General features: G+C 49.4%; 17 protein-coding genes. 12 read left to right on the plus strand and 5 right to left on the minus strand.

Going from position 1 to position 22,283, the window contains the following annotated elements:
- Positions 1 to 13: 13 nt before the first annotated feature.
- Complete coding sequence (gene tyrA / locus H141_RS0106155) at positions 14 to 1,150, plus strand: bifunctional chorismate mutase/prephenate dehydrogenase (protein WP_019675372.1); 1,137 nt, start codon at positions 14 to 16, stop codon at positions 1,148 to 1,150.
- Between the two features lie 23 nt (positions 1,151 to 1,173).
- On the opposite strand, the gene H141_RS0106160 is transcribed toward tyrA, so the two are convergent.
- Positions 1,174 to 2,067, minus strand: coding sequence for an LOG family protein (locus H141_RS0106160; RefSeq protein WP_019675373.1), 894 nt, complete (start codon positions 2,065 to 2,067; stop codon positions 1,174 to 1,176).
- Positions 2,068 to 2,179: 112 nt separating this feature from the next.
- On the opposite strand from H141_RS0106160, the gene H141_RS0106165 reads away from it, so the two are divergent.
- From H141_RS0106165 to H141_RS0106185, 5 genes are all read left to right on the plus strand, one after another.
- Positions 2,180 to 3,820 carry a Na/Pi cotransporter family protein gene (locus H141_RS0106165; protein WP_019675374.1) on the plus strand — a complete coding sequence of 547 codons (1,641 nt, stop codon included), beginning with the start codon at positions 2,180 to 2,182 and terminating at the stop codon, positions 3,818 to 3,820.
- Positions 3,810 to 5,210, plus strand: coding sequence for an MBL fold metallo-hydrolase RNA specificity domain-containing protein (locus H141_RS0106170; RefSeq protein ID WP_019675375.1), 1,401 nt, complete (start codon positions 3,810 to 3,812; stop codon positions 5,208 to 5,210). The genes H141_RS0106165 and H141_RS0106170 overlap by 11 nt, the downstream gene beginning before the upstream one ends.
- 74 nt (positions 5,211 to 5,284) lie before the next feature.
- On the plus strand, positions 5,285 to 6,256 hold the full coding sequence (locus H141_RS0106175; protein WP_019675376.1) for a tetratricopeptide repeat protein: 972 nt from the start codon (positions 5,285 to 5,287) through the stop codon (positions 6,254 to 6,256).
- 33 nt (positions 6,257 to 6,289) lie between these two features.
- The gene (gene gloA2, locus H141_RS0106180; RefSeq protein WP_026349271.1) at positions 6,290 to 6,685 is read left to right on the plus strand and encodes an SMU1112c/YaeR family gloxylase I-like metalloprotein; all 396 of its coding nucleotides are present in this window, start codon (positions 6,290 to 6,292) and stop codon (positions 6,683 to 6,685) included.
- 13 nt (positions 6,686 to 6,698) lie between these two features.
- Complete coding sequence (locus H141_RS0106185; protein WP_019675378.1) at positions 6,699 to 7,031, plus strand: hypothetical protein; 333 nt, start codon at positions 6,699 to 6,701, stop codon at positions 7,029 to 7,031.
- A 77-nt stretch (positions 7,032 to 7,108) separates the two neighbouring features.
- Here H141_RS0106185 and H141_RS0106190 read toward each other — a convergent pair whose 3' ends face one another.
- Both H141_RS0106190 and H141_RS0106195 read right to left on the minus strand, forming a co-directional pair.
- A complete protein-coding gene (locus tag H141_RS0106190; protein ID WP_019675379.1) occupies positions 7,109 to 8,263 on the minus strand; it encodes a chorismate mutase in 1,155 nt (384 codons plus the stop codon).
- A gap of 207 nt (positions 8,264 to 8,470) precedes the next feature.
- The gene (locus tag H141_RS0106195) at positions 8,471 to 10,819 is read right to left on the minus strand and encodes a penicillin acylase family protein (RefSeq protein WP_019675380.1); all 2,349 of its coding nucleotides are present in this window, start codon (positions 10,817 to 10,819) and stop codon (positions 8,471 to 8,473) included.
- Positions 10,820 to 10,870: 51 nt separating this feature from the next.
- Here H141_RS0106195 and H141_RS0106200 point away from each other — a divergent pair, with 51 nt between their 5' ends.
- Positions 10,871 to 11,521: a cytochrome b/b6 domain-containing protein gene (locus H141_RS0106200; RefSeq protein ID WP_019675381.1), complete on the plus strand. Its 651-nt coding sequence runs from the start codon at positions 10,871 to 10,873 to the stop codon at positions 11,519 to 11,521.
- 23 nt (positions 11,522 to 11,544) lie between these two features.
- Here H141_RS0106200 and H141_RS0106205 read toward each other — a convergent pair whose 3' ends face one another.
- Positions 11,545 to 11,997, minus strand: coding sequence for a c-type cytochrome (locus tag H141_RS0106205; RefSeq protein WP_019675382.1), 453 nt, complete (start codon positions 11,995 to 11,997; stop codon positions 11,545 to 11,547).
- Between the two features lie 117 nt (positions 11,998 to 12,114).
- On the opposite strand from H141_RS0106205, the gene H141_RS21860 reads away from it, so the two are divergent.
- From H141_RS21860 to H141_RS0106225, 5 genes are all read left to right on the plus strand, one after another.
- Positions 12,115 to 13,008: a cache domain-containing protein gene (locus H141_RS21860; RefSeq protein WP_240473098.1), complete on the plus strand. Its 894-nt coding sequence runs from the start codon at positions 12,115 to 12,117 to the stop codon at positions 13,006 to 13,008.
- A 105-nt stretch (positions 13,009 to 13,113) separates the two neighbouring features.
- Positions 13,114 to 15,075 (plus strand): bifunctional diguanylate cyclase/phosphodiesterase, encoded by a 1,962-nt coding sequence (locus tag H141_RS20750; protein ID WP_240473099.1) that lies wholly within the window; start codon positions 13,114 to 13,116, stop codon positions 15,073 to 15,075.
- Between the two features lie 41 nt (positions 15,076 to 15,116).
- Positions 15,117 to 18,245: an amidohydrolase family protein gene (locus H141_RS0106215; protein WP_026349273.1), complete on the plus strand. Its 3,129-nt coding sequence runs from the start codon at positions 15,117 to 15,119 to the stop codon at positions 18,243 to 18,245.
- Positions 18,246 to 18,260: 15 nt separating this feature from the next.
- A complete protein-coding gene (locus H141_RS0106220; protein WP_019675386.1) occupies positions 18,261 to 19,559 on the plus strand; it encodes an amidohydrolase family protein in 1,299 nt (432 codons plus the stop codon).
- Positions 19,560 to 19,766: 207 nt separating this feature from the next.
- Positions 19,767 to 21,428: a M28 family metallopeptidase gene (locus H141_RS0106225; protein ID WP_019675387.1), complete on the plus strand. Its 1,662-nt coding sequence runs from the start codon at positions 19,767 to 19,769 to the stop codon at positions 21,426 to 21,428.
- Between the two features lie 42 nt (positions 21,429 to 21,470).
- Here H141_RS0106225 and H141_RS0106230 read toward each other — a convergent pair whose 3' ends face one another.
- Positions 21,471 to 22,268 carry a response regulator gene (locus H141_RS0106230; protein WP_019675388.1) on the minus strand — a complete coding sequence of 266 codons (798 nt, stop codon included), beginning with the start codon at positions 22,266 to 22,268 and terminating at the stop codon, positions 21,471 to 21,473.
- Between the last annotated feature and the right edge of the window lie 15 nt (positions 22,269 to 22,283).

The raw sequence follows: 22,283 nt of genomic DNA on the forward strand, positions 1-22,283 counted from the left end.
GATAAATAACAGCATGGACAAACAACAACAGGCTCTGCAACAGTTAGCGCCGCTGCGAGAGAAGATTGACAGCATTGACAGCCAGCTGGTGCAGCTGCTGGCAGCCCGCGCGAAAGTAACCGCCAAAGTTGGTAAGGTAAAACAACAATTTGCCTTGCCGGTGTATGTACCTGAGCGTGAGCAGCTGTTGTTATCAGCCCGGCGTGAGCAGGCGCTGGCGCAGCAGGTTTCGCCGGAGCTGGTTGAAGATGTGCTGCGCCGGGTAATGCGCGAGTCTTATGCGACTCAGGAAAACCACTTTGTTTGTTGCCGGCCTGGTGGTGGCAAAGTAGTGGTGGTGGGCGGCGCTGGTGCATTGGGCCAGCGTTTTGTTAGTTTATTTCAGCGCTCTGGCTATCAGGTAGCAATACTGGAGCAAGCTGACTGGCCAGATGCCAGCGAGTTGTGTGCTGCTGCGGCACTGGTGCTGGTTGCGGTGCCAATAACCTTAACTGAGCAACTTATTAGTCAGCTACCGGCATTGCCGGCTGATTGTGTGCTGGCCGATATTACCAGTATCAAGCAGCAACCGCTGGCAGCGATGCTGGCACGACACCCGGGCCCGGTTGTTGGCTTACATCCGATGTTTGGTCCTGATATTACCAATCTGGTAAAACAGGTTGTGGTGGTTTGCGATGGCAGGGCGACAGAGCAGTATCAGTGGCTTTTGCAGCAAATGCGGGTGTGGGGTGCCGAATTAGCCAGCCAGACCGCGGTAGAGCACGATAAGGCTATGCAGCTTATTCAGGCGATGCGTCACTTTTCATCTTTAGTGTATGGCAGCCATTTAGCGGAGGAGCAGGCTGATTTAGCTCAGTTATTACAGCTTAGCTCACCAATATACCGGCTGGAGCTGGCAATGGTCGGCCGCTTATTCGCTCAAAATGCTGAGCTTTATGCCGATATTATGTTGTCATCGGCTGATGTTGCTGCATTGCTGGAGCGCTACCAGCAACGCTTCAGCGAGCTGCTGCAATTGCTGAAAAACCAGGATAAAGCTGGCTTGATGAAGCAGTTTGCCAAGGGCCAGAAGTTTTTTGGTGAACTGGCAGAGCAGTTTTTACAGGAGAGCAAACAATTGCTGCAAAAAGCGGCTGATAGCCGCAGTTAACTTCCTGATCTGAAATTGGGGTTTTACTCAGGCTGAGTTTGCCCTAACTCATAGTAATCATAAATCAGTTGCCAGGCATGTTCCGGGGTGTCGGCAAACTGAATAAGCTCTAAGTCCTGCGGGCTGATTAAGCCTTCTTCTGCCAGCATGTCGAAGTTAATCAGTTTTTGCCAGAACGCTTTGTCGTACAAAATAACCGGTACCCGTTCGGCTTTCTTAGTTTGGATCAGGGTTAAGGTTTCAAATAACTCATCCAGGGTGCCGAATCCACCCGGAAAAGCGACTAATGCCCTGGCTCGCTGCAAGAAATGCATTTTCCGGATAGCAAAGTAGTGAAACTGAAAACAAAAATGTGGCGTGATATAGGGATTCGGGTGTTGCTCTTTTGGTAATACAATATTTAAACCGATACTTTCACCTCCCGCTGCCATCGCGCCGCGGTTTGCCGCTTCCATTATGCCAGGGCCACCACCACTGATAATCATTAAAGCACTGTGCTGGTACATTTTACTATGTTCAGTCACCAGCTTTGAGAACTGCTGCGAGGCGACATAGTATTCACTGTTTTTAATATCGCGTTTTGCCTGCACCAGCCGTTGTTGCAGAGCTTGGTCTTGCGGTTGCTTCGCCAGCGCCTGCTCAGCTTGTTGTAACTTAGCATTAGCTTGCTCCGGTGCCAGAAAGCGGGCACTGCCAAACACGACTAATGTCGCCTTCACTCCATGTTGCTCCATTACCAGTTGTGGTTTCAGATATTCCAGTTGCAGCCGGACATGGCGCAATTCGTCCTGCATTAAAAAGGCGTCATCAGCAAACGCCAGCTTGTAGGAGTCGTGGTCTTGCAGTTTGGCAATGGCCTCCTGCGATTCCTGAGCCGAGGTGAAGTGGCGCTTATAAAGGTTATGCGCGTCAGACATTTGCTCTCCCCGCAGCAACTTGCTGCTGAATAAACTAAGATATTGTTTGATATAGACTAATATTATTAAGCACGAGTTGCGATATAAATTGTAAAAATCAGAAGGAATAACAATGTGGTCTGACGCGCTGATGGCTTTTGGTGCCTTTGGTTTAATTTTACTGGGTATGGATTGGATGAGCCGCGGTTTGAAAACGGCTGCCGGGCCTAGTTTAATGCAGTTTTTACAGCGCTGGACCGGGAAACCATTACATGGTGTGCTATTTGGCGGTATAGCGACGGTAGCAGTACAATCATCCAGTGCCATTACTGTTACCACTATTGGCTTCGTAAATGCCGGTATTTTGTCACTGCAAAATGCAGCTTTTGTTATTTACGGCAGTAATGTTGGTACTTCTGTAACTGGTTGGTTTATTGCGTTGGTGGGCCTGCAATTCAAAATTGACACGCTGGCGTTGCCAATTATTGGTGCTGGTGCTGTGCTGCAGTTGTTTGGTCAATCGGCGCGGCGTAAAGGAGTTGGCGAAGGCCTGATTGGCTTTGGCATGTTATTTTTAGGATTGAGCTTTCTAAAGCAGAGTTTCGATGCGGCTTTTGTCGACATTGAATTCGTGGCGCTGGGGCAGTTGGGTTTTTGGGGGATTTTACTCGGCGTATTTCTAGGCACTTTGCTTAGTACTGTGATGCAAGCCTCTATTGCCGTAATCGCACTGGTTATTACCGCGGTATCTGCAGGAGTGTTACCATTACCGCTGGCCGCAGCTTTTGTTATTGGTGCTAACCTTGGCACTACCTCTACTGCTATTATGTCGACCTTAGCGGCGACTGCTAAAGCCAAGCGCCTGGCAATGCTTCACGTGATTTTTAATGTGTTAACCGGCGTGGTTGCCTTATTGTTGCTTAGCCCACTACTTTGGCTTATTTCACAATTGCAGCACTGGTTGTTTCAGCAACCAGAGCCGGCTGTAAGTCTGGCGCTGTTCCATACCCTGTTTAATGTGCTGGGTGTGCTGTTAATGTGGCCAATTACCTCGCGTCTGGTGCTATATCTGAATGGTCGTTTTCGTCGTCAACCAATCGGCCAGCTTCGCGCGCTAGATGCATCAAGTCTGACGATACCTGCGCTGGCGATTAAAACCCTGAGCATGGAGACGCTGCGGGTTGGCCAGTTACTGGCGGCACAGGCGCTGGCAATAAGCCGGGGCAAGGGAACCGATAGCGATGTAGTAGACTCAATCCGTCAGCTGCAAACAGAACTAGTGCATTATATGCTGCAGTTGAGCAAGCAGCCGCTGGCTGAGCAGGAAGCAAAAGCACTTAGCGAGCTGGTACAAAACCAGCTCCGGCTGGAAATGACTTTACAGTTGCTGCCTGCCTTAAGCCGTCATCTGGTAGCAGACCAGGATGGCTTAAAGCCAGAGCAGCCGCTATGGCAGCAGCTGGTAGCCGCGCACTGGCCGCAAGATGCAGCGCTGGTTCGCGGCAGTTATCGTGACGTGATGAAGCAGCGTCAACAGTTGAAAAAGCAGCTTTATCAGTTGGTGCTGGCTGAAAAGCTAACTAATGATTCTGGCGGTGACCTGTTGTTGCGTTTTGCTGAACTGCGCCGTTTTAATCAGCAGCTTACCAAAGCTATGCTTGCAGCAGGGCATATGCAAAGCCAGTATCAAACGCCTGAGCCAGCTGAGGGAAAAGCGGCTGCCGGGGCAGACATCCATGAAGATAATCAGAAGGATAATATGAATGCCAGTTAATGCTAATTTAACGTTTCTAGGTGCGGCCGGTCAGGTAACGGGCTCTTGCTATTTGATTGAGCACAACAAGCAGAACATTTTGCTGGATTGCGGTATGACTCAGGGAGCTGACCAGGTAAGGGAGTGGCATAAATTCCGTTTTGCCTTTAAACCAAAGGATATCGACTTAGTTATTTTATCCCATGCTCATATTGATCACAGCGGCCTGTTGCCACTGTTGGTTGCTAAAGGCTTTAAAGGGAAAATAATTTGTACGCCAGGTACTGCTGAACTATTACCCGTGCTGCTGAAAGATTCAGTGGGGCTATATTTAAAAGATTTAGAGTGGCAAAACAAGAAAGCGGCACGCAGTGGCAAAAAACAACATGATCCGGTGATGACGGTAGCCGATGCTGAGCGGGTAAGCGAGCTGGTGCAGCCGCTGACCTATCGTAAACGGCTGGTTCCTTTGCCAGGGTTAGAACTGGAGTTTGCCGATGCTGGTCATATCCTTGGTTCAGCTATTATCCAGCTGTGGATAAAAGGGAGCCAGGCTATGCGTAAACTGGTGTTCTCAGGTGATTTAGGCAACCCGGCCACGGTGTTAATGCATGACCCAACAGAGATTGGTCAGGCCGATATAGTGCTACTGGAAAGCACTTATGGTAATCGCAACCATCAAACGCTGGACAATACCGTCGAGGAGTTTGCTAACGCACTTGAGCAGGCTTACAACGATGGTGGCAATGTATTTATCCCGGCCTTTGCTTTAGGGCGCTCGCAGGAGGTGTTGTATTACCTGGCATTATTGCATCATCAGGGACGTTTAAAGCAGCGGGCGATTTTTTTAGATAGCCCGATGGCCATCAGCATTACCAATATTTATAACGACTATCTGCATGCCCTTGATCAAGCAGACTTAGATAAAATTGGTGCAGGGCGCAGCCTGCAGCAATTGCTGCCGATGCTCAAACTTACCCCAAAAGTTGAAGATTCGATGGCGATCAACCGGGTAACCCATGGTGCTATTATTATTGCCGGCAGTGGTATGTGCAATGGTGGCCGGATTGTGCATCACTTTAAACACAACCTGTGGAAAAATACCAATCACCTTATTTTTGTTGGGTTTCAGGCTCGGGGTACGTTAGGGCGGCGGCTGGTTGATGGTGAAAAACGGGTAAAAATGTTTGGCCAGGACATCGTAGTGAAAGCTCAGGTGCACACTATTGGCGGCTTTTCAGCACATGCCGGCCAGAGCGAACTGCTGGCCTGGGCCAAAGCGATTGGCGGCCAGCCCCAGTTTTATCTGGTGCACGGCGAACCTGAGGCGCAGCAGGTATTGCAGGAAAAGTTGCAACAGCAAGGCATTAATGCCCTGATCCCGGCTAAAGGCGACAGTATCAAGTTGTAACCGGATATGTTTTGCCATTGGCAAATGGCTGGCAAGAGTTACAATACCTGACTGAATTAACATGAAGGACAGTCATGAAACGGATAACTATCGCGGCTCTGCTGCTGAGCCTTGGGCTAAGCGCTGAGCCCATCGAACTGCGACATCAGGTAGCAGAACTCTGGCAGCAACATGACTTTGCTGCGACTAAGGTGCTGTTGGCTGACAAGGTAAGCCGCAAAACTAAAGATGCCTGGTTGCTGGCAGCGTTAGGGCGTAGTGAACTTGAGCTGGGGCAGGCAACCGAAGCTGAAGCCTTGTTGGCCCGGGCGATAAAAGCCGAACCTGCTAATGCGCAGTATCAATTCTGGTTTGGCAGAGCGAGTTGTGATAGCGCCCAACAAGCCAGTATGTTTAGTGCACTTGGTTATGCAAAGCGTTGTCGGAAAGCTTTTGAGCAAGCGGTGACTCTGGCACCTGCCGACACCGGATACCTCAAAGCATTGGGTAAGTATTATGCTCAGGCGCCGGGTATTGCCGGTGGTGACAAGGATCAGGCCTTGGCAATCGCAGCCAGGCTAGAGCAGCAAGATCCACTGCAAGGCCAGCTGTTAAAGCTGGAAGTATTATTCACTGCAGAGGACACGACAGCAGCCGAGCAGTTAGTTGAAAGCAGTGCGCTGTTGCAAAGCCGGCCTGAGCCCTACTTTATGCGCGGTATTCAACTGGCGCAAAGTCGTGATTACCCGGCAGCGATAGCTGAATTTAGCAAAGCCAGCGGGAAAGTCGTCGCCGATGATGATGGCAAACGCAACCGCCTGCTGGCGCTTTATCAACTCGGCCGGGCCAGTGTTATGGCGAAAGCGGAGTATCAACAGGGTATCGATGCATTAACCGAGTTTTTAGCAGATGGCAGCCTGCCGGATTTTAACGAATGGGCACAGTTCAGATTAAGCCAGTTATATCTGGCACAGGACGAGCGGCAAAAGGCAGAGGCTATTTTGACGCCATTACTAGCCAGCACTAATGATGACAACCTGAAATCTGAAATTAAAAAGGTACTTTAAACAAATGAAACCTGAGCCGCACCAAGGGAGGCAATGATGCCTGCTAAGCTTGGCGGTATTCATCACGTGGCAATTATTTGCAGCGACTATCCGCGCAGCAAAGCTTTTTATAGTCAGTTGCTGGGGCTGCAAATCATTGCCGAAAACTACCGGTCGGCACGTGACTCCTGGAAGCTTGATTTACAACTTGCTGACGGTAGCAGACTGGAGCTATTCAGTTTCCCCAACCCGCCTGCCAGGCCAAGTCAGCCTGAGGCACAAGGTTTACGCCATTTGGCTTTTAAAGTAGCGAACCTGGCTGACTATGTCGATTATTTAACAGCAAATGGCGTTAGGGTGGAACCGGTGCGCACTGATGAATACACAGGTAAAGCCTTTACCTTTTTTCAGGATCCTGATGGCCTGCCTTTAGAGCTATATCAGCAATAGCACAGGAGATTATATGGCGTTACAACTTATTCCACTTATTAAAGTGTTGGGGCCTTATCTGACAACTATTGCCACTACCGCTATCCCGGCATTTACCGCTAAACCTGCTGCAGCGCAAGCCGACCCTGTGCAGGCTCAGCAAATCAGTGAGTTGCAGCAGGCAGTGACCAAAAACGCCCAGTCATTACATACCCTGGCTGAGCAACTGCAAAAGGTGATAGCAATGGCGGAAGAGGCTTCTGCAGAGGCCGAGCGTCAAATCGCGACCTATAAATCCTTAGTTATTGGCAGCTCAGTTATTTCAGTTTTCGCAATTGCGATTGCTGCTATCAGTCTGCTAAGCTGAGCTCAACCGAAGCGGCTATGTCTCTGTTGCGTTAAGTGAGGAAGCCACCAGAGTAACAGGGGCCTCCCTGAGCAGGGTCAGCTGGCGCTGACCTGGGTTGGTTCTATATCTTCACTGGGGTAGCAGCCTAGTACTTTGACGAATTTAGTAATATTGTTCAGCTCCTCCAGCGCGCGGGTCATGGCGTAGTCTGCCAGATTGGCAAATACATCAACGTAAAACATCTCTTCCCATGGGTTGCCCGGAATTGGCCGTGATTCCAGCTTGGCCATACTGATACCATGTTGCTTCAACACTAGTAACGCTTCTACTAAGGCGCCCGGTTGCTGGCCGGTGTACATAATAAAAGTGGTTTTGGCCGGGATGGCTTTAGCAACGTTAACCGATTTACGTGCTACCACAATAAAGCGGCTGACATTGTCTTTCTGATTAGCTAGATCCCGTGCCAGTACCTCAAGCCCATACAGCTGGCCGCCTTCTTCCCCGCCAATAGCAATCACTGATGGATCTTGCAGTTGCTTTACTTTGGCAAAAGCTGCTGATGAACTGTCACAATAATCAATTTTTACGTTCGACAGCCCCAGTAAATATTGGCTGCACTGGGCAATAACCTGTGGGTGCGCACACACCTGACGCACTTTGCTAAGCTCTGCCCCCGGGATCCCCAGCAAACAATGGGCGATTGGGTGAGTCAGCTCGCCAACAATAGATAAGCGGGTATGCTGCAGTAAGTCGAATACCTCATTAATTGAGCCTGATGAGGTGTTTTCGATTGGCAGCAGGGCGTAATCTGCATGGCCGGTTTCAACTGCCTGGACAATTTCGTTAAAGCTGTCACAGCCAAGCTCAATAATCCGCTCGGCCCGGCGGGTAAAGTATTTCTGGGTTGCCCAATAGCTGTAAGAGCCTTGACCACCAAGAAAGGCAACCCGCACGCTGGGGCCGTTTTCGCCATTGAGCTGGCCCTGTACTTTGGCTTGTTGTTGCAGTACTGAGTCTTCAATAATCACATGATAAATGCGGGTAACATATTGGGCGTCAATCCCCAGTGCTTTGCCCTGGGCAATCAGCGACACCAGTAACTCTTGTTCGCGTTTTTGATCGCGAATGGGTTTATTCTGGCTCAGCTTCGCTTCGGCTACCGCCAGCGCCAGCTCGCGCCGTTTCGCCAGCAATTGCAGTAATTGCTGATCAGTGCTACTGATCGCCTGGCGAATATCGTCAAGTTCCATGGTGTTTCCTTTTATAAAACTGCAGTAAGCATCACAATAAATTGTTAAAAGTTCCGTGCAAAAAAAAACCTCCCAGCGGGGGAGGTTTCTTGCCATTTGTGCGCGCACGGCCAGTTACCTCCCCTAAGGGGTGGTAAAGCTAAAAAAACCGAGAGCACGATTAGTAGTTTTCATAGTAAGCACCATAATCCGTCTGGATGGCCAAAGTCAAGCGTCAGGTACTAACCTTAACTGATATTTTTTCGGCCCGGGTAAAAACGGCAGCGCTACTTCATTTAACCAGTATTGATGATCGGCCCGGTAAAACGGCGATAATGGGTGGCCGGACTGGCCGGCAGGGATAGTCAGAATGCCATCCTGCTCCTGGCCGGGCGCAACAACCATCCGCTGTGACTGACCAAAAGATGGCAGTTGCACCCGTGGCATGTGGCGATCACCGGCAAATTCAGAAGCCGGCATATTCAACCAGTCACCAATCAGCGGAATAGCGCTACTTAGCGGATGGCGGATTTTTGCCTGATTCTGTTTACCCCAGCGGCTGTCTTGCAGGCTGCCGTGTTGTTGCTCCAGCTGCTGTTTACTGGCAAGTACGGCTTGCAACAGTAATTCTGACCAGCTACTGAACTTTGCTGGCAGGGTGTCAACCCGGCGAGCCTGCAGCATGGCCCAGGCAGGTGTTTCCAGCGAGAATTTCAAATTAGCGCTGCGGCTACCTTGTTGTTCAAGCAATGCAGACAAAGGTGTAAACAGTAGTTCTATGGTTTGCTGACGGAACTGCTGCACCAGGGTATAGCCGATATCATCAGTCTCAGCATAGCGGCCACTTTGGCTGAGCAACAAACGGTATTCTGCCAGCTGATGTTCGGCAGTAACTTCAGGTGTTAGCACATCCAGTAACAGTTGCTGCCACCGGCTTAAAAACAGCGCCCGGTTATCCAGCTGGATTTGATGTAATGCTTGTTCGTTTAGCTGGCCCTGGCTTAACAGGTTGTTGCGTATTTGCTGACCGCGGGCGCCTAAATCATAGCCACCATTGCCCAGTAAGCGATAGGCTTCGCCACCAACACTACGGGCATTAGCGGTCCACAATACGCCCGCTTCCGGGTTGTAAACCTGCGGATATTGCTCAGCACTAAGATTTGTTGACCAGAAATTACTGCCGTCGCTCCAATCCTGGGCAGTGTCCCAGTCACTTAATTGCCGGCTGGGTAAAGGGCCCAGTGGCGTCCAGCCAATATTGCCTTCTTTATCGGCTACCAACAGGTTTTGAGTCGGAATACCGGTGATCGCCCCCTGCGCCAGGGCTTGCTCTGCGTTCCTACTGGTTTCTAATTTAAGCAAATTGAAATTGACAGCATTATTGTCGTAAGCCACCCAACGCAAGGCAAAAGTGTGTTCGCCATAATTAATAAAAGGGCCCCACCGGGTTTCCTGCAACTGCAGCGGGTAATCTTCAGCGCCTTTGACTTTAATGGTCTCATAGTAATTTTGTAGCGGCTGCCAGCCTTGTTCAGTAAGATAAGCTTTACCATCTTCAGATAGCTGCAGTTTAATTAAATCGTGCCAGTCAGCGGTACTGTTGGTGAAGCCCCAGGCAATATGACCATTACTGCCTACCACAATAGCCGGCGCGCCTGCCAGGCTTAACCCTGTTACCTGCTGCCATTCGTTAGCATCGCGCCAGTTTAGCTGTACTTTATACCAGGTGCCGGGTGCTCTGATGGTTAAATGCATATCATTTGCCACTATTGCTTTACCATGACTGGTTAGCCGGCCCATTACCGCCATATTATTACTACCTAAATCAGCACTGTCTTTCGGGGTGCACTCAATGCATGAATCGGCGGCGCGCAATACATCCGGGTAAGGGGTGTCTGGCAGGCTTACCGGAGTCACTTCTGAGTTATCGATTGCAGCCTGCCAATCGCTGCTGTGTTGTTGTAAAAACTGAAACCACGGCTCAGGTATGGCCTGGCGTAATACGGTCATTGCATATTCATCCCGGCCCATCTTCCCTTGTAATTCCAGATACATATTATAAATAACCAGAATTGAATCGGATTCCTGCCATGGCATGGGGTTAGCACCCAGCAAATGATATTCAAAAGGCACTGAAGCCAGAGATGCCAGGCCATCATTTACCCCACGGCTGTATGCACTGAGGATCTGCAAGTCTGCTGCGGCAAGCTCTGTCAGAGTGGTTGCTGCCCGTTCAGCAAAGCGGTGACGGCGTCGTTGAATATCGGTGGCCAGCGCCCGCTCACCAAACAGCTCGGCCAGCGTGCCTGCTGCGCTGCGCCTGGCCAGGTCCATTTGGAAAAACCGTTCCTGGGCATGCGCAAAGCCCATACCATAAGCTGCATCATTGCGATCGGCAGCGGTTATACTCAGGTAGCCTAGGGCATCGCGGTCAAGATTAACCGGGTTAGCAACGGCCGCCCGGTATTCGCCCTGATACTGCGGTAAACTTAACCTGAGCCAGAAGTAGCCGGCTACTGCTACTCCAAAAATAATTACCACAATTGTCAGGAGTAGCCATTTAATTCCTTTCATCATCTTGATCCGCTATCATAAAATCAAAAAGTTAGCATAGCAGGAGCAGTCGAGATGGCGCAAAAAATAAAAGTATGGGATGGCGCAGTCAGGTTTTTCCACTGGGCGATGGTAATGTTAGTGGCCGGCTTGTGGTACAGCGGCAGTGAGGGTTACATCGCGTTGCATCAACTGCTGGCCTATAGCCTGGCGTCGTTGTTGATTGCGCGTGTCGGCTGGGGTATCTGGGGCAGTCAGACCGCCAGGTTCAGTCAGTTTGCCGCCAGCCCGCAAGCAGCCATTAAATACCTGGGTAATACCCGCCCGGTGGCAGGCCATAATCCGGCGTCTTCTTATATGATATTCACCTTGTTAAGTTTATTGTTACTGCAAATTATCAGCGGTCTGGCGACTTTTGATAACAGCTATATGAGCGACGGCCCGCTGGTCGCTGCACTGCCTGCCCGCTGGGTTGATTTGGCTTCCGCTATCCACTCATTAAATATCGATATTATTCTGGCGCTGGTTGCAGTGCATATTGGCTTTGCGCTGTGGCATAGCTGGCGCCATGACAATGTCATTAAAACGCTGATTACCGGTAATTCAAAGATCTCAGATGCGCCACAGCCGCGTTTACGCAATAGCTGGAGCTTTTTTGTGATGCTGGCAGTGTTGTTACTGGTAATGTATTACTGGCAGGGCAGGGCGTTACTGGCGCTGCTGTAACGACAGCGCCTTGCAGATTAATACTAATTTTTGTAATTATCATGGCAGGCTTTGCAATTGCGGGCAAAGTTGCCAAATGCCTGTCGTACTTCATTTTTATCACCTGTTTGCGCTGCAGCTTGTAAGGTGCTGGCATCAGCAGCCAGTTTTTCGCCACGCTCCAGAAAATCGTCCAGATTATTCCAGATATCTGCTTTGGCATCGCCACCACCCTGCTCGGTGCCGGCAACCTGAAAGGCTTCCCACGGTAAGGTGGTTACCAGCACTAAGGCATCAGCGCGTTTTTGTACCCTGGAAGCATCATAAGTCACCTCACCTTTGATCATTTGATTGATATCACCCATATTATGACGAATAAGCTGAAACGCAGCCTGGCGGTACTTGACGGCATCTTCAGCATCAGTAAAGGCGGTTGCCGCGGTTGACGGCGCAGAAATAACTAGGGCAGCGAGGCTGGCAAGTATGGCTTTTTTCATTTGTTCATTCTCTTTTGTTGGTTTTGCATGCAATAATGTTAAGGTAATTATAATAGTACTCGGCTAAAGTCTGTTGTACCAGACTGAATTTACTATAACAATAGCAAGGTCGCTTCATTGAAGGATGTAAACTCTAAACCAACAGGGATGAACTCGCTGGGGCTAAAGTTCTCAGTTGTTGTATTTATTGCCATTTCAGTGGCAGGGTTGGTGTTTGCTTATGCAGTGCTATGGTTGCAAGAGCAAGCCCTGTCAGATCAACAACTGGCCGCAGTGCAACGAACTGCGAAGAATTATGCTAAGCATTTAGATACGCAACTGGATGAGAAAGAGAAGGCTGCTATATTAGCAAGTCAGGTTATCAGTCGTTATTTATCTGAGCAAAGCCGCGTTACCGGCAGTATTCCCCGCCCGGGCAGTGATAACATTATTCGGCAGCAAGACAGTTTTTCGGCTGCGGTAATACCCGCTGCTAACCTCAGTGCCAGTAGCTCTGCGCTGTTTAGCCATAGCCAGATTTTGTGGCAGCAGTTATCGCCAGTAATGCTGCAGGAGTTCTCCAGTTTTTACTTTGTCAGTACCCAACAGTTTATCCGGGTTGCCCCTGCCGATCTGTTGCAACAGTTTAGTCCGCAGCATGATCTAACGGTTGATTTATATTTTCAGGAGGCTACTCCTGAGAATAACCCTGCCAAATTACCCCGCTGGACGCCAGTTTATTATCATCCTGTCTGGCAAGAGTGGGTGATCAGTATTATTGTGCCGGTATACGTAAAGGAGCAGTTTATTGGGGTAAGTGTTGTTGATTTAGACTTAACTGAAATAACCGGTAATATCAGCAATATTGGATACTGGAACCGCCACACTCAAACTTTACTGTTTGACGCTGCCGGTAAAGCAATTAAAACCCCTGTCATCGTTACAAATAAACTGGTTGCGGCAAATGCTATCTACCCTGGGGAAGAGATAAAGGAGCCTGCGTTACGCGCTTATATATCGCATACATTGTAGTCAGATAAGGCGGGCGCAACTGATAAAAGCAAATACTTGTTTGCAGCGGCTCCTCTGAAACATCTGAACTGGCACGCCGCCGTTTACCTGGACAAAGCACAGGTAATGACTGCCCTTAAACAATTTCGGGGGCGTTTGGTTTTGATCTTCATCGCTGTTGCCATCGCTCTGGCCGCATTGCTGCATCTTGTTAGCTATCAGTTTGTGTTAAAACGTTTAAACCGGTTATCCGGTGCGGTGGTTAAACTTAGCCGGGGTGATATTCAACAAGTTAGTTTAGATAACAAAAAAGATGAGATTGGCTTGTTAAACCGGGCGTTTACCGGGATGTCAGCAGAAATTGCCCAGCTGGTAACAGGGCTGAATGCCCGGATAGCAGAAAAAGAACAAGCCGAGCGGGCAGCCCGCAAGTTAAGTAAAGCTGTGTCGTTTTCAAGCTCTGGTATTTTGTTAACCGATCAACACCTTACTATTGAATATCTAAACCCGTTTCTGACAGATTTACTTGGCTGTGAAGAACGTAATGTGGTTGAGCAGCCATTGAATATTCTGCTGGCGGATGAGATGCAGCAGTTAAGTGCCGAGATCACGCAAACTTTACATGAACGCCAGCACTGGCGAGGTGATATTTTACTGCAGCATCAAAAGTTACCCGCCAGGCAATTCTGGGTGTCGCTGGCGATTGCACCTATTCGGGACGACATTGGTACTTTATTAAACTATGTTTGTGCCATGCAGGATATTTCCTTTATAAAGCAAAGCCAGAAGCAAATGGAGCATCTGGCCTATTACGATATTCTGACCGGACTGGCCAACCGAAGTTATTTTAGAGATCAGCTACGTAAAGCTATTGCGATGGCGCATCGCGGTTACTACAACTTTGCCTTGTTGTATTTTGATTTGGACGAGTTTAAACGGATTAACGATACGCTGGGACATGATGCGGGTGATGAGCTGCTAAAAGAAGTTGCCAGACGGCTAAAGTCGCGCTTGCGGGAGGAAGACACCATCGCAAGGTTAGGTGGCGATGAATTCGCAGTAATTTTAAGTGGCATCAAAGACCGGCATCAGGCATCAGTTATTGCCGGTAACCTGCAGCAGGCGTTTCACGAGCCGGTTAAGCTAGGACACCATGAAGTGGCAATTAGTGCCAGTATTGGTATCACGGTGGCACCAGAGGACGCCTCTGAAGAAGAACTTTTGCTAAAACATGCAGATCTGGCGATGTATGAAGCCAAAGCGCGTGGCAAAAATACCTTTCACTTTTTCAGTCAGGATTTAAATGATGCTGCCAACGAACGTTTGCAAATTGAGAACCAATTGCGGGAAGCTATCCGCGAAAAGCAGTTTTTACTGTATTTTCAACCTAAAGTGGATATTCGTACTGAGATAATTACCGGCTATGAAACTCTGATCCGCTGGCTGCGTCCCGACAATACCCTGGTGCCACCAGCCAAGTTTATCCCGGTAGCGGAAAGTACCGGCCTTATTGTGCAGATAGGCGAATGGATAATCTGGGAGGCCTGCCGTTTTCTGGCCCGCCAGCAAAGCCGGGGTTATGATGTAACCTTGTCGATTAACTTATCGGTTCGCCAGTTTAATGATCAGGATTTGCCATCGATTGTTGAGCGCATTTTAAAGCGCACAGGTATAAAACCGCGGGCAGTGATCTTTGAAATTACCGAAAGTATGCTGATGGGTGACACGGATGCGGCTATTAACCAGTTAAATCAGTTGAAACGCCTCGGTGTGTCTTTATCTATTGACGACTTTGGTACAGGCTATTCATCATTGAGTTATTTAAAACGCTTTCCGGTTGATGAACTGAAAATAGACCGTTCTTTTGTGAAAGATATCCCCCAGGATCGGAACGATATGGATATCGTCGCGGCTATTATTGCCATGGCCCAGAAAATGAATCTGCGGGTAGTGGCAGAAGGGGTGGAAACAGCTCAGCAAGTTGAGTTTTTGCGCAATAATGGCTGCTTTGAAGTACAAGGCTATTTTTACAGCATGCCATTAGCGGAGCAGGAGCTTAACCAGCTTACTTACACAGTTAATACCTAAAACAATTAATATCTACAATAGAATAAACTCAGGAAACGACTATGACACCAGCTCGCCTGTCCATGTTCAGCATGGCTCTGCTTGGTGCTTTTTGCACAGGTAGTATTGCCGACCAGACTTCACCGCAACTGGGGATCCGCGATAAAACGCCGAACCGGGTTGCCCTAATTAACGCCACCGTAATATCAGAGCCGGGCAAAACCCTGCCATCGGCCATGGTGCTAATTCGCGACGGAAAGATTGAAAGCGTCAGTAGTACTATTAAGGTGCCTGACGGTTATCAGACTGTCGACTTAAATGGCTACTATCTTTATCCGGGATTTATCGAACCCTACAGTCAGTATGGAGTGCCAGAGGCAGGCAAAGCTGAAGGATTCAGTTTTGGTGGTAAACCGGTTTATGAAAACGAACGGGTTGGCGGCAATGCTGCTAATGGCGCCATCCATGCGCAGCAGCGCTGGGTAGATAAGTTTAAGCCAGATGCCAAAGCGGCTGAAGAGCTGCTGAAGCAGGGATTTACCTCGGTCCAGACAGCACGCCATGACGGTATTTTTCGGGGCACTGGTTTTGTTGCCTCGTTGGCTCAGGGCCTGCCAAATGATCTGGTAATAAAAGCTGATAGCCAGCAGTTTATGTCTTTTAGTAAAGGCAGCTCCAACCAAAGCTACCCGTCCTCGTTGATGGGCAGCATCGCGCTTATTCGCCAGACCTTTGCTGATGCAAACTGGTATCAGGCGGCGCAAACTAAGCTGGATTTCCGTTTTGTCAGCGGTGGTGTTGAATATAATGCTGCGCTGGCAAGTGTGGCTAATGCACCGAAACTTGGGGTGTTGTTTGATACCAGCGATGAGCGGGCATTTTTAAGAGCTGACAAACTGCTGGCAGAATTTAATATCAGCAATGCTGCTATTTTAGGTTCAGGCCATGAATATAATCGTCTGGCTGAAGTGAAAGCCAGCGGTCGGACCCTGGTATTGCCGTTGAGTTTTCCGGCTGCACCAGAGGTGACGTTGCCGGACCAGCATATCGACGTTAGTCTGGCCGATTTAAGGCATTGGGAACGGGCTCCTGCTAATCCGGCTGCGCTTGCAGAAGCAGGAGTACGTTTTGCCCTGACCAGCCACGGCCTGAAGAAAAAAGAAGATTTTATACCTAATCTGCGCAAAGCGGTGCGCTATGGTCTGAGTCAGCAGCAGGCGTTAGCTGCGTTAACAACTATACCCGCCAGCATGTTAGGGCTGGATCAACAACTGGGTAAAATTGCCAGTGGTTATCAGGCCGATATCGTGGTTAGCCGTGGTGATTTGTTTAGTGAGGGTGAAATAGTTGCCACCTGGTTGCGTGGTCAGTTACAGGAATTTACTCCGCTTACCGCCCCACAGTTTGCCGGTAACTATCAGCTGAATGTTGCCGGAAACAGCTTTGAACTGAGCCTGAAAGGCCATGCCCCGAAATTAAAGGGTGAGCTTAAGCTGGCTGAAGAAAAAGTGGAATTAGAGCATGTGGTGACCCAGGGCCAGAATGTGCAATTCAGTGCACCGCTACAAAAGTTAACGGGTACCACTGAAGTTGCCCAGTTCAGCGGTGTATTACGCGGCACAATGCTAACCGGCCGCTGGCAACAAGCTGATGGCAGCTCGCTGGCAGTAAACGCTGAACGGACTGCAGCGCCAACTGTTGAAGATGAGGCTGAAAAGATGCCGGCGCAGATGGTATCAAAGCTGACTTATCCAAACCGGGCTTTTGGCCGGGCTAGCTTGCCGGCGCAGCAAAACCTGCATATTAAAAATGCCACCTTGTGGACAGCAACTGCACAAGGGGTGCTGCAAAACACCGATATTATCGTTCGCGATGGCAAAATAAGCCTGATTGGCCAACAGCTCAACACGCCGCGAGGCTATGCTGTTATTGATGCTGAGGGAATGCATGTCACACCAGGCATTATTGATGAGCACTCCCATATCGCTACCGAGCAGGGTGTTAATGAGGGCAGCCATGCCAATACCGCTGAAGTTCGGATTGGCGATGTTGTTAACCCGGATGACATCAATATCTATCGCGGTTTGGCCGGCGGCGTAACCACAGTGCAACTGCTGCACGGTAGTGCTAACCCAATCGGCGGTCAGGCTCAGATCATCAGCTTGCGTTGGGGAGAGTCGGCAGCAGGTATGAAATTTGCCGGTGCCCCGGCTAGCATCAAGTTTGCGCTGGGAGAAAACGTTAAACAATCGAACTGGGGAGATGAGTTTACCAGCCGTTACCCGCAGAGCCGGATTGGGGTAGATACCTTTATCCGCGATAACTTTCAGGCAGCAAAAGAATATCAGGCCAGCTGGCAGGCCTATAACAAGTTGTCAAAGCGCCAGCAAGCTCAGGTACAGGCACCACGGCGTGATTACCAGTTAGATACGTTGGTCGAAATTATCGAAGGCAACAGGCATATCCATACTCACTCCTATGTTGCTTCTGAAATTCTAATGCTGATTGAAGTTGCTGAGGAGATGGGCTTTAACATTCAAACCTTTACTCATATCCTGGAGGGTTACAAAGTTGCCAGCGAAATGCAGAAGCACGGTGCCAGTGTGTCGACCTTTGCCGATTGGTGGGGCTTTAAAATGGAAGTAAATGACGCCATTCCGACCAATACCTGCCTGATGCACGAACAAGGGCTGTTAGTCAGTGTAAACTCAGATGATCCGGGTTTGCTGCGCCGGCTTAATCAAGAAGCTGCTAAATCACCCATGTATTGTGGTATGGATGAGCATGAAGCCTTGAAGATGGTCACCATTAACCCGGCCAAACAGCTGAAAATTGATGACAAAGTAGGATCGCTGGCCGAAGGTAAGCAGGCCGATCTGGTGTTGTGGGATGGTCATCCGTTATCGGTTTATGCGCAGGTGCAACAAACCTGGATAGCGGGCGCCCGTTATTTTGACCGTAGCGAAGATTTAGCATTGCGCGCAACTCAGGATACAGAGAAACAGCAGCTAATCCAAAAAGTGCTGACTGCAGGCGATTCAGCTCGCGCCGGCGTTGAAAATGGTTACAAACAGGACGACCCGATTTGGCACTGCGAAGACAATGCCGACTGGTTAAAACTACGCTTTGGCCAACACGCTGACCATGTCGGCCATGCTCATACTACTAGCCATCAGCATCTGCAGCACTAGGGAGCAGCGATAGTAATGAAAAAATTAACTAAAACTTTAATGCTGGCAACAGCACTGACATCGGCTGCTGCTGTGGCAGTAAACCCGATTCCTGGCAGCAAACAGCAACAACCGTTACTGCTGCAAAATGCCACGGTGCATAGCGTAAGCTCAGCCCCGGTCAGACAGGATGTATTAGTGGTAGACGGCAAAATTGCTGCCATGGGCGCTAATTTAGCGGTTCCCGCTGATGCACAGCAACTGGATTTAACCGGCAAGCATTTGTACCCGGGTTTAATTGCGCTGATTAACCAGTTGGGCTTAATTGAAGTAGAAGCTGTACGCGCCACCCGGGATGAGCGGGAAACCAGTTCTACCAACCCCGATTTGCAAGTGCAGGTTGCCTATAACGCAGATTCAGTCGTGATCCCGACCATTCGTAGTAATGGGTTTAGTCATAGCCTGATTTACCCGGATGGTACCATGCTAACCGGGCGTTCGGCGTTGATGCAGCTGGATGCCTGGAACTGGCAGGATGCCACAGTGCAAGCCAATGTTGGGTTACATGTTAACTGGCCACGAATGAGTGTCCAGAATGGCTGGTGGGTGCGCGACAGTGCTGAAAAGCAACGGGAAAATCAACAAAAGCAATTAAATGAATTGCACCAGTATTTTGAGCAGGCGCATGCTTATTATCTGGCCGAAAAAGCAGGTTTAAACCGTGGCAAAGACTCGCGCTGGCATGCCATGCTGGAATTTTTTGGCGGTGAATTGCCGTTGTTTGTGCATGCCGATGACCCGCGGCAAATTCGCCAGGCAATACTGTTGGCAGAAAAGTATCAGGTGCGGCTGGTGATTGTCGGCGGCCGCGACAGCTGGCGTTTAGCTGATGAACTCGCTCAGGCAAAAGTTGATGTGATTTACACCGCACCTTTTGGTCTGCCAACCCGCGGCGATGAAGCTTATGATCAGGCGTTCTCTGTGCCGGGTTTATTACGCGAGGCCGGGGTACGGCTAGCCCTGTCATTAGATGGTTTCTGGGATACCCGTAATCTGGTGTTTGCTGCCGGCCACGTAACCCGCTATGGCCTGAGCAGTGAAGATGCCTTACGTGCGTTAACACTGGATGCGGCAGCTATTGCCGGCGTAGCAGACCGGCTGGGCAGCATTGAGGTCGGTAAAAGTGCCAGCTTAGTGGTGTCTGATGGTGATATTTTTGATTATCGCGGCCATAAAATTGAACATTTATGGATTGATGGTCGTAAAGTTGATCTGAATAACCACCATAAACAACTGCACGAGCGGTTTAAGCAGCGTTATAACAACTCAGAGTAAAATTACTCAGTAACAGTGCCAGTGGGTTCGACTATATCTGTCCTTTAAAGGATGCGTCGAACCGGAGTGCCCACGCCGACACGCCGTAAACCCATCCATGGGGGCTCGTTTCCGCCCGTCCAGGGCTTCAACGGTCGGCTTAGGGCAATCCGGTCCTCGCTCTAACCAGATGGTAGTCGTCATTGGTATTTTTCATTTGGAGAATCCATGTTGTATAAATTAACCAGCGGCGTCATTTTGGCGCTGATACTAAGCGGCTGTTCTGTTAGTCATGAGCCTGAGCAGCAGCTAAGTGCCCGCCCGGCAGCCATCGAAGCCCATCTGCAGTTTCTGGCCAGTGATGAGCTGGAGGGGCGTGATACTGGTAGCCGTGGCCATCAAATCGCCTCCAATTATATTGCCAGCCAGTTTCAGGCACTGGGTTTAACCCCGGCCGGGGATAACAACAGTTATTTTCAGCAGGTACCTTTGCGCTCAGCCCGGCTGCAGCAGGAAAGCGTTAAGCTTAGCTTTCGCCGTGGCGAAAAAGAATGGCAGCTTAGTTATCCACAGCAATTTTTCAGTGGCGCTTCGCTTGGCCAGCCAGAGTTAGCAGTTAATGCGTCTTTAGTGTTTGTTGGTTATGGGCTGGTATCAGAGGAATTTGGCTTAGATGATTATGCCGGGCTTGATGTTAATGGCAAAGTGGTCGTGCAGTTAGCCGGCTTGCCCGCGTCGCTACCCAGTGAAGAGCGGGCGTATCTGGGCAGCATAAAAGGCCAGCTGGCAGCCGAGCGCGGTGCCATCGGTGTTATTACTATCCACACACCACAACAGGAGAAAACCCGGCCTTATGCCAACAGCCTGTTGTATTTAAATACACCACGCTTGGCCTGGCTTAACTCTGAGGGCGAACCTGGCAATAGCAGCCGTTTACAGGCTGGTGCCTATCTGCACCCGGATGCTGCGGCCAGCTTATTTGAGCAGGAGCAACAGAGTCTGGCAGATATTTTCAGGATGCTTGAAGCCAACCAGCAGCCACATGGCTTCGTAATGAACAGCGAGGTTAGTTTAGGCTCCAACAGTAATCATCAGCAAATCAGCAGCCCAAATGTTATTGCAGTGCTTGAGGGGAGCGACCCTGTGCTACGCGACGAATATGTGGTGATAACGGCTCATTCTGACCATATTGGTTTTAGTAACGATCTGCGCTCTGAAGACAAAATTAATAATGGCGCCATGGATAATGCTGCCGGTATGGCTATTTTGTTGGAAACTGCGCGGATGTTCAGCGAGCTGGCGGTAAAGCCAAGGCGCTCAATCTTATTTGTGGTGGTTACCGCAGAGGAAAAAGGCTTATTGGGCGCGGATTATTTTGCTCATAACCCAACCCGGCCGCTGCAGAGCCTGGTAGCAAATGTTAATCTGGATATGCCGGTATTGTTATATCCTTTTGCTGATCTGATTGCCTTTGGTGCCAACCATTCCACCCTGGGCGAAGTTGTAGAAACGGCAGCCGGCAAAGAAGGTATCGCATTAAGTGCTGACCCAATGCCGGAACAGGCAATATTTACCCGCTCAGATCATTTTACCCTGGTAAAGCAAGGGGTGCCGGCAGTGTTTTTAATGACCGGTTTTACCTCAAAAGATCCAGAGCAGGACGGTGCGAAAATCTGGGGCAGCTTTTTTGCTAAGCATTATCACAAACCCTCAGATGATATTGCCCGCTTAACCGAAGAGTATGGTCCTATCCGCTATGATGCCGGTGCGGTATTTGCTGATATTAATTTTAATATTGCCCTGGATGTAGCTAATACAGCACAGCGGCCGTTATGGAAGGCCGACAGCTTTTTTAACAAAGTATTCGCTAAAGATTATAATCGCGAGTAGTTTTTTTGGTCGGGTAGCCAGAGCACTGGCTACCCGACTGTGCTACTGCTCCAGTAATTTAAACAGCAGTGCTTTCACCAGTTCGGGTTCAAAAGGTTTGTCACACATGGCATTAACGCCGGACTGGGCAATATTACTTAAATGGGTATCGTTGGCTTCGCTGGTTACCATTAATACCGGGATATGCGATTGCTGGCTGTTTTCACGAATATACTGGGTAAGCTCACGGCCATTTACTTCCGGCATGTTGTAGTCGGTTACTACCAGGTCAAACATCTGCTGTTTTAAAATCTCAATCGCTTGCTGGCCGTCTTCAGCTTCGGTCAGGTGTTGAATACCTAAATTGCTTAATACCCGTTTAATATGATTACGCGCCAACCTGCTGTCATCGACCACCAGTACCCGGATATCATGTACATCAAATAACGAGAGCTCCAGTTCGCTGGGGCTTAATAAATCGATGGCGGCGTTCAGTGCTTTCCCCAAATGGGCGGTAGTAAAAGGCTTGGGTAAAATAGCTATCACGCCGGATTGCTTAAATTCTTCCAGAGTGGCTTTGCGGGTCTCACTGGAAACCAACATAAACGGTATTTCAGCCAGTTTTGGGTTTTGCTTAATTTTATGCAGCAGATCCAGCGCGGTACCATCGGCAAAATGCAGGGCACAGGCAATTAAATCGGGTTGATGTTCGCTGAGTCGTAAAAAGGCACTGCTGACCGAGTTTGCCTCACTGATGTGCTGTACCTGTTCCTGCTTCAGGTGACGGCTGATTATTTTGCGCTGGGTATCTGAAGGCTCAACCAGCAGGATATGCAGATCTGAAGGTGACAATTGTTGCATAATAATTCCTATAGC

The sequence above is a fragment of the Arsukibacterium perlucidum DSM 18276 genome (assembly GCF_000382165.1).
Taxonomy (GTDB): domain Bacteria; phylum Pseudomonadota; class Gammaproteobacteria; order Enterobacterales; family Alteromonadaceae; genus Alishewanella; species Alishewanella perlucidum.

What these genes read in the sequence shown, in the direction of transcription:
- H141_RS0106220 (WP_019675386.1), top strand. Translation starts at nt 18,261, where the DNA reads ATGAAAAAATTAACTAAAACTTTAATGCTGGCAACAGCACTGACATCG.
- H141_RS0106195 (WP_019675380.1), bottom strand. Translation starts at nt 10,819, where the DNA reads ATGATGAAAGGAATTAAATGGCTACTCCTGACAATTGTGGTAATTATT.
- gloA2 (WP_026349271.1), top strand. Translation starts at nt 6,290, where the DNA reads ATGATGCCTGCTAAGCTTGGCGGTATTCATCACGTGGCAATTATTTGC.
- H141_RS0106170 (WP_019675375.1), top strand. Translation starts at nt 3,810, where the DNA reads ATGCCAGTTAATGCTAATTTAACGTTTCTAGGTGCGGCCGGTCAGGTA.
- H141_RS0106175 (WP_019675376.1), top strand. Translation starts at nt 5,285, where the DNA reads ATGAAACGGATAACTATCGCGGCTCTGCTGCTGAGCCTTGGGCTAAGC.
- H141_RS20750 (WP_240473099.1), top strand. Translation starts at nt 13,114, where the DNA reads ATGACTGCCCTTAAACAATTTCGGGGGCGTTTGGTTTTGATCTTCATC.
- H141_RS0106200 (WP_019675381.1), top strand. Translation starts at nt 10,871, where the DNA reads ATGGCGCAAAAAATAAAAGTATGGGATGGCGCAGTCAGGTTTTTCCAC.
- H141_RS0106225 (WP_019675387.1), top strand. Translation starts at nt 19,767, where the DNA reads ATGTTGTATAAATTAACCAGCGGCGTCATTTTGGCGCTGATACTAAGC.
- H141_RS0106215 (WP_026349273.1), top strand. Translation starts at nt 15,117, where the DNA reads ATGACACCAGCTCGCCTGTCCATGTTCAGCATGGCTCTGCTTGGTGCT.
- H141_RS0106205 (WP_019675382.1), bottom strand. Translation starts at nt 11,997, where the DNA reads ATGAAAAAAGCCATACTTGCCAGCCTCGCTGCCCTAGTTATTTCTGCG.
- H141_RS0106190 (WP_019675379.1), bottom strand. Translation starts at nt 8,263, where the DNA reads ATGGAACTTGACGATATTCGCCAGGCGATCAGTAGCACTGATCAGCAA.
- H141_RS0106230 (WP_019675388.1), bottom strand. Translation starts at nt 22,268, where the DNA reads ATGCAACAATTGTCACCTTCAGATCTGCATATCCTGCTGGTTGAGCCT.
- tyrA (WP_019675372.1), top strand. Translation starts at nt 14, where the DNA reads ATGGACAAACAACAACAGGCTCTGCAACAGTTAGCGCCGCTGCGAGAG.
- H141_RS0106165 (WP_019675374.1), top strand. Translation starts at nt 2,180, where the DNA reads ATGTGGTCTGACGCGCTGATGGCTTTTGGTGCCTTTGGTTTAATTTTA.
- H141_RS0106185 (WP_019675378.1), top strand. Translation starts at nt 6,699, where the DNA reads ATGGCGTTACAACTTATTCCACTTATTAAAGTGTTGGGGCCTTATCTG.
- H141_RS0106160 (WP_019675373.1), bottom strand. Translation starts at nt 2,067, where the DNA reads ATGTCTGACGCGCATAACCTTTATAAGCGCCACTTCACCTCGGCTCAG.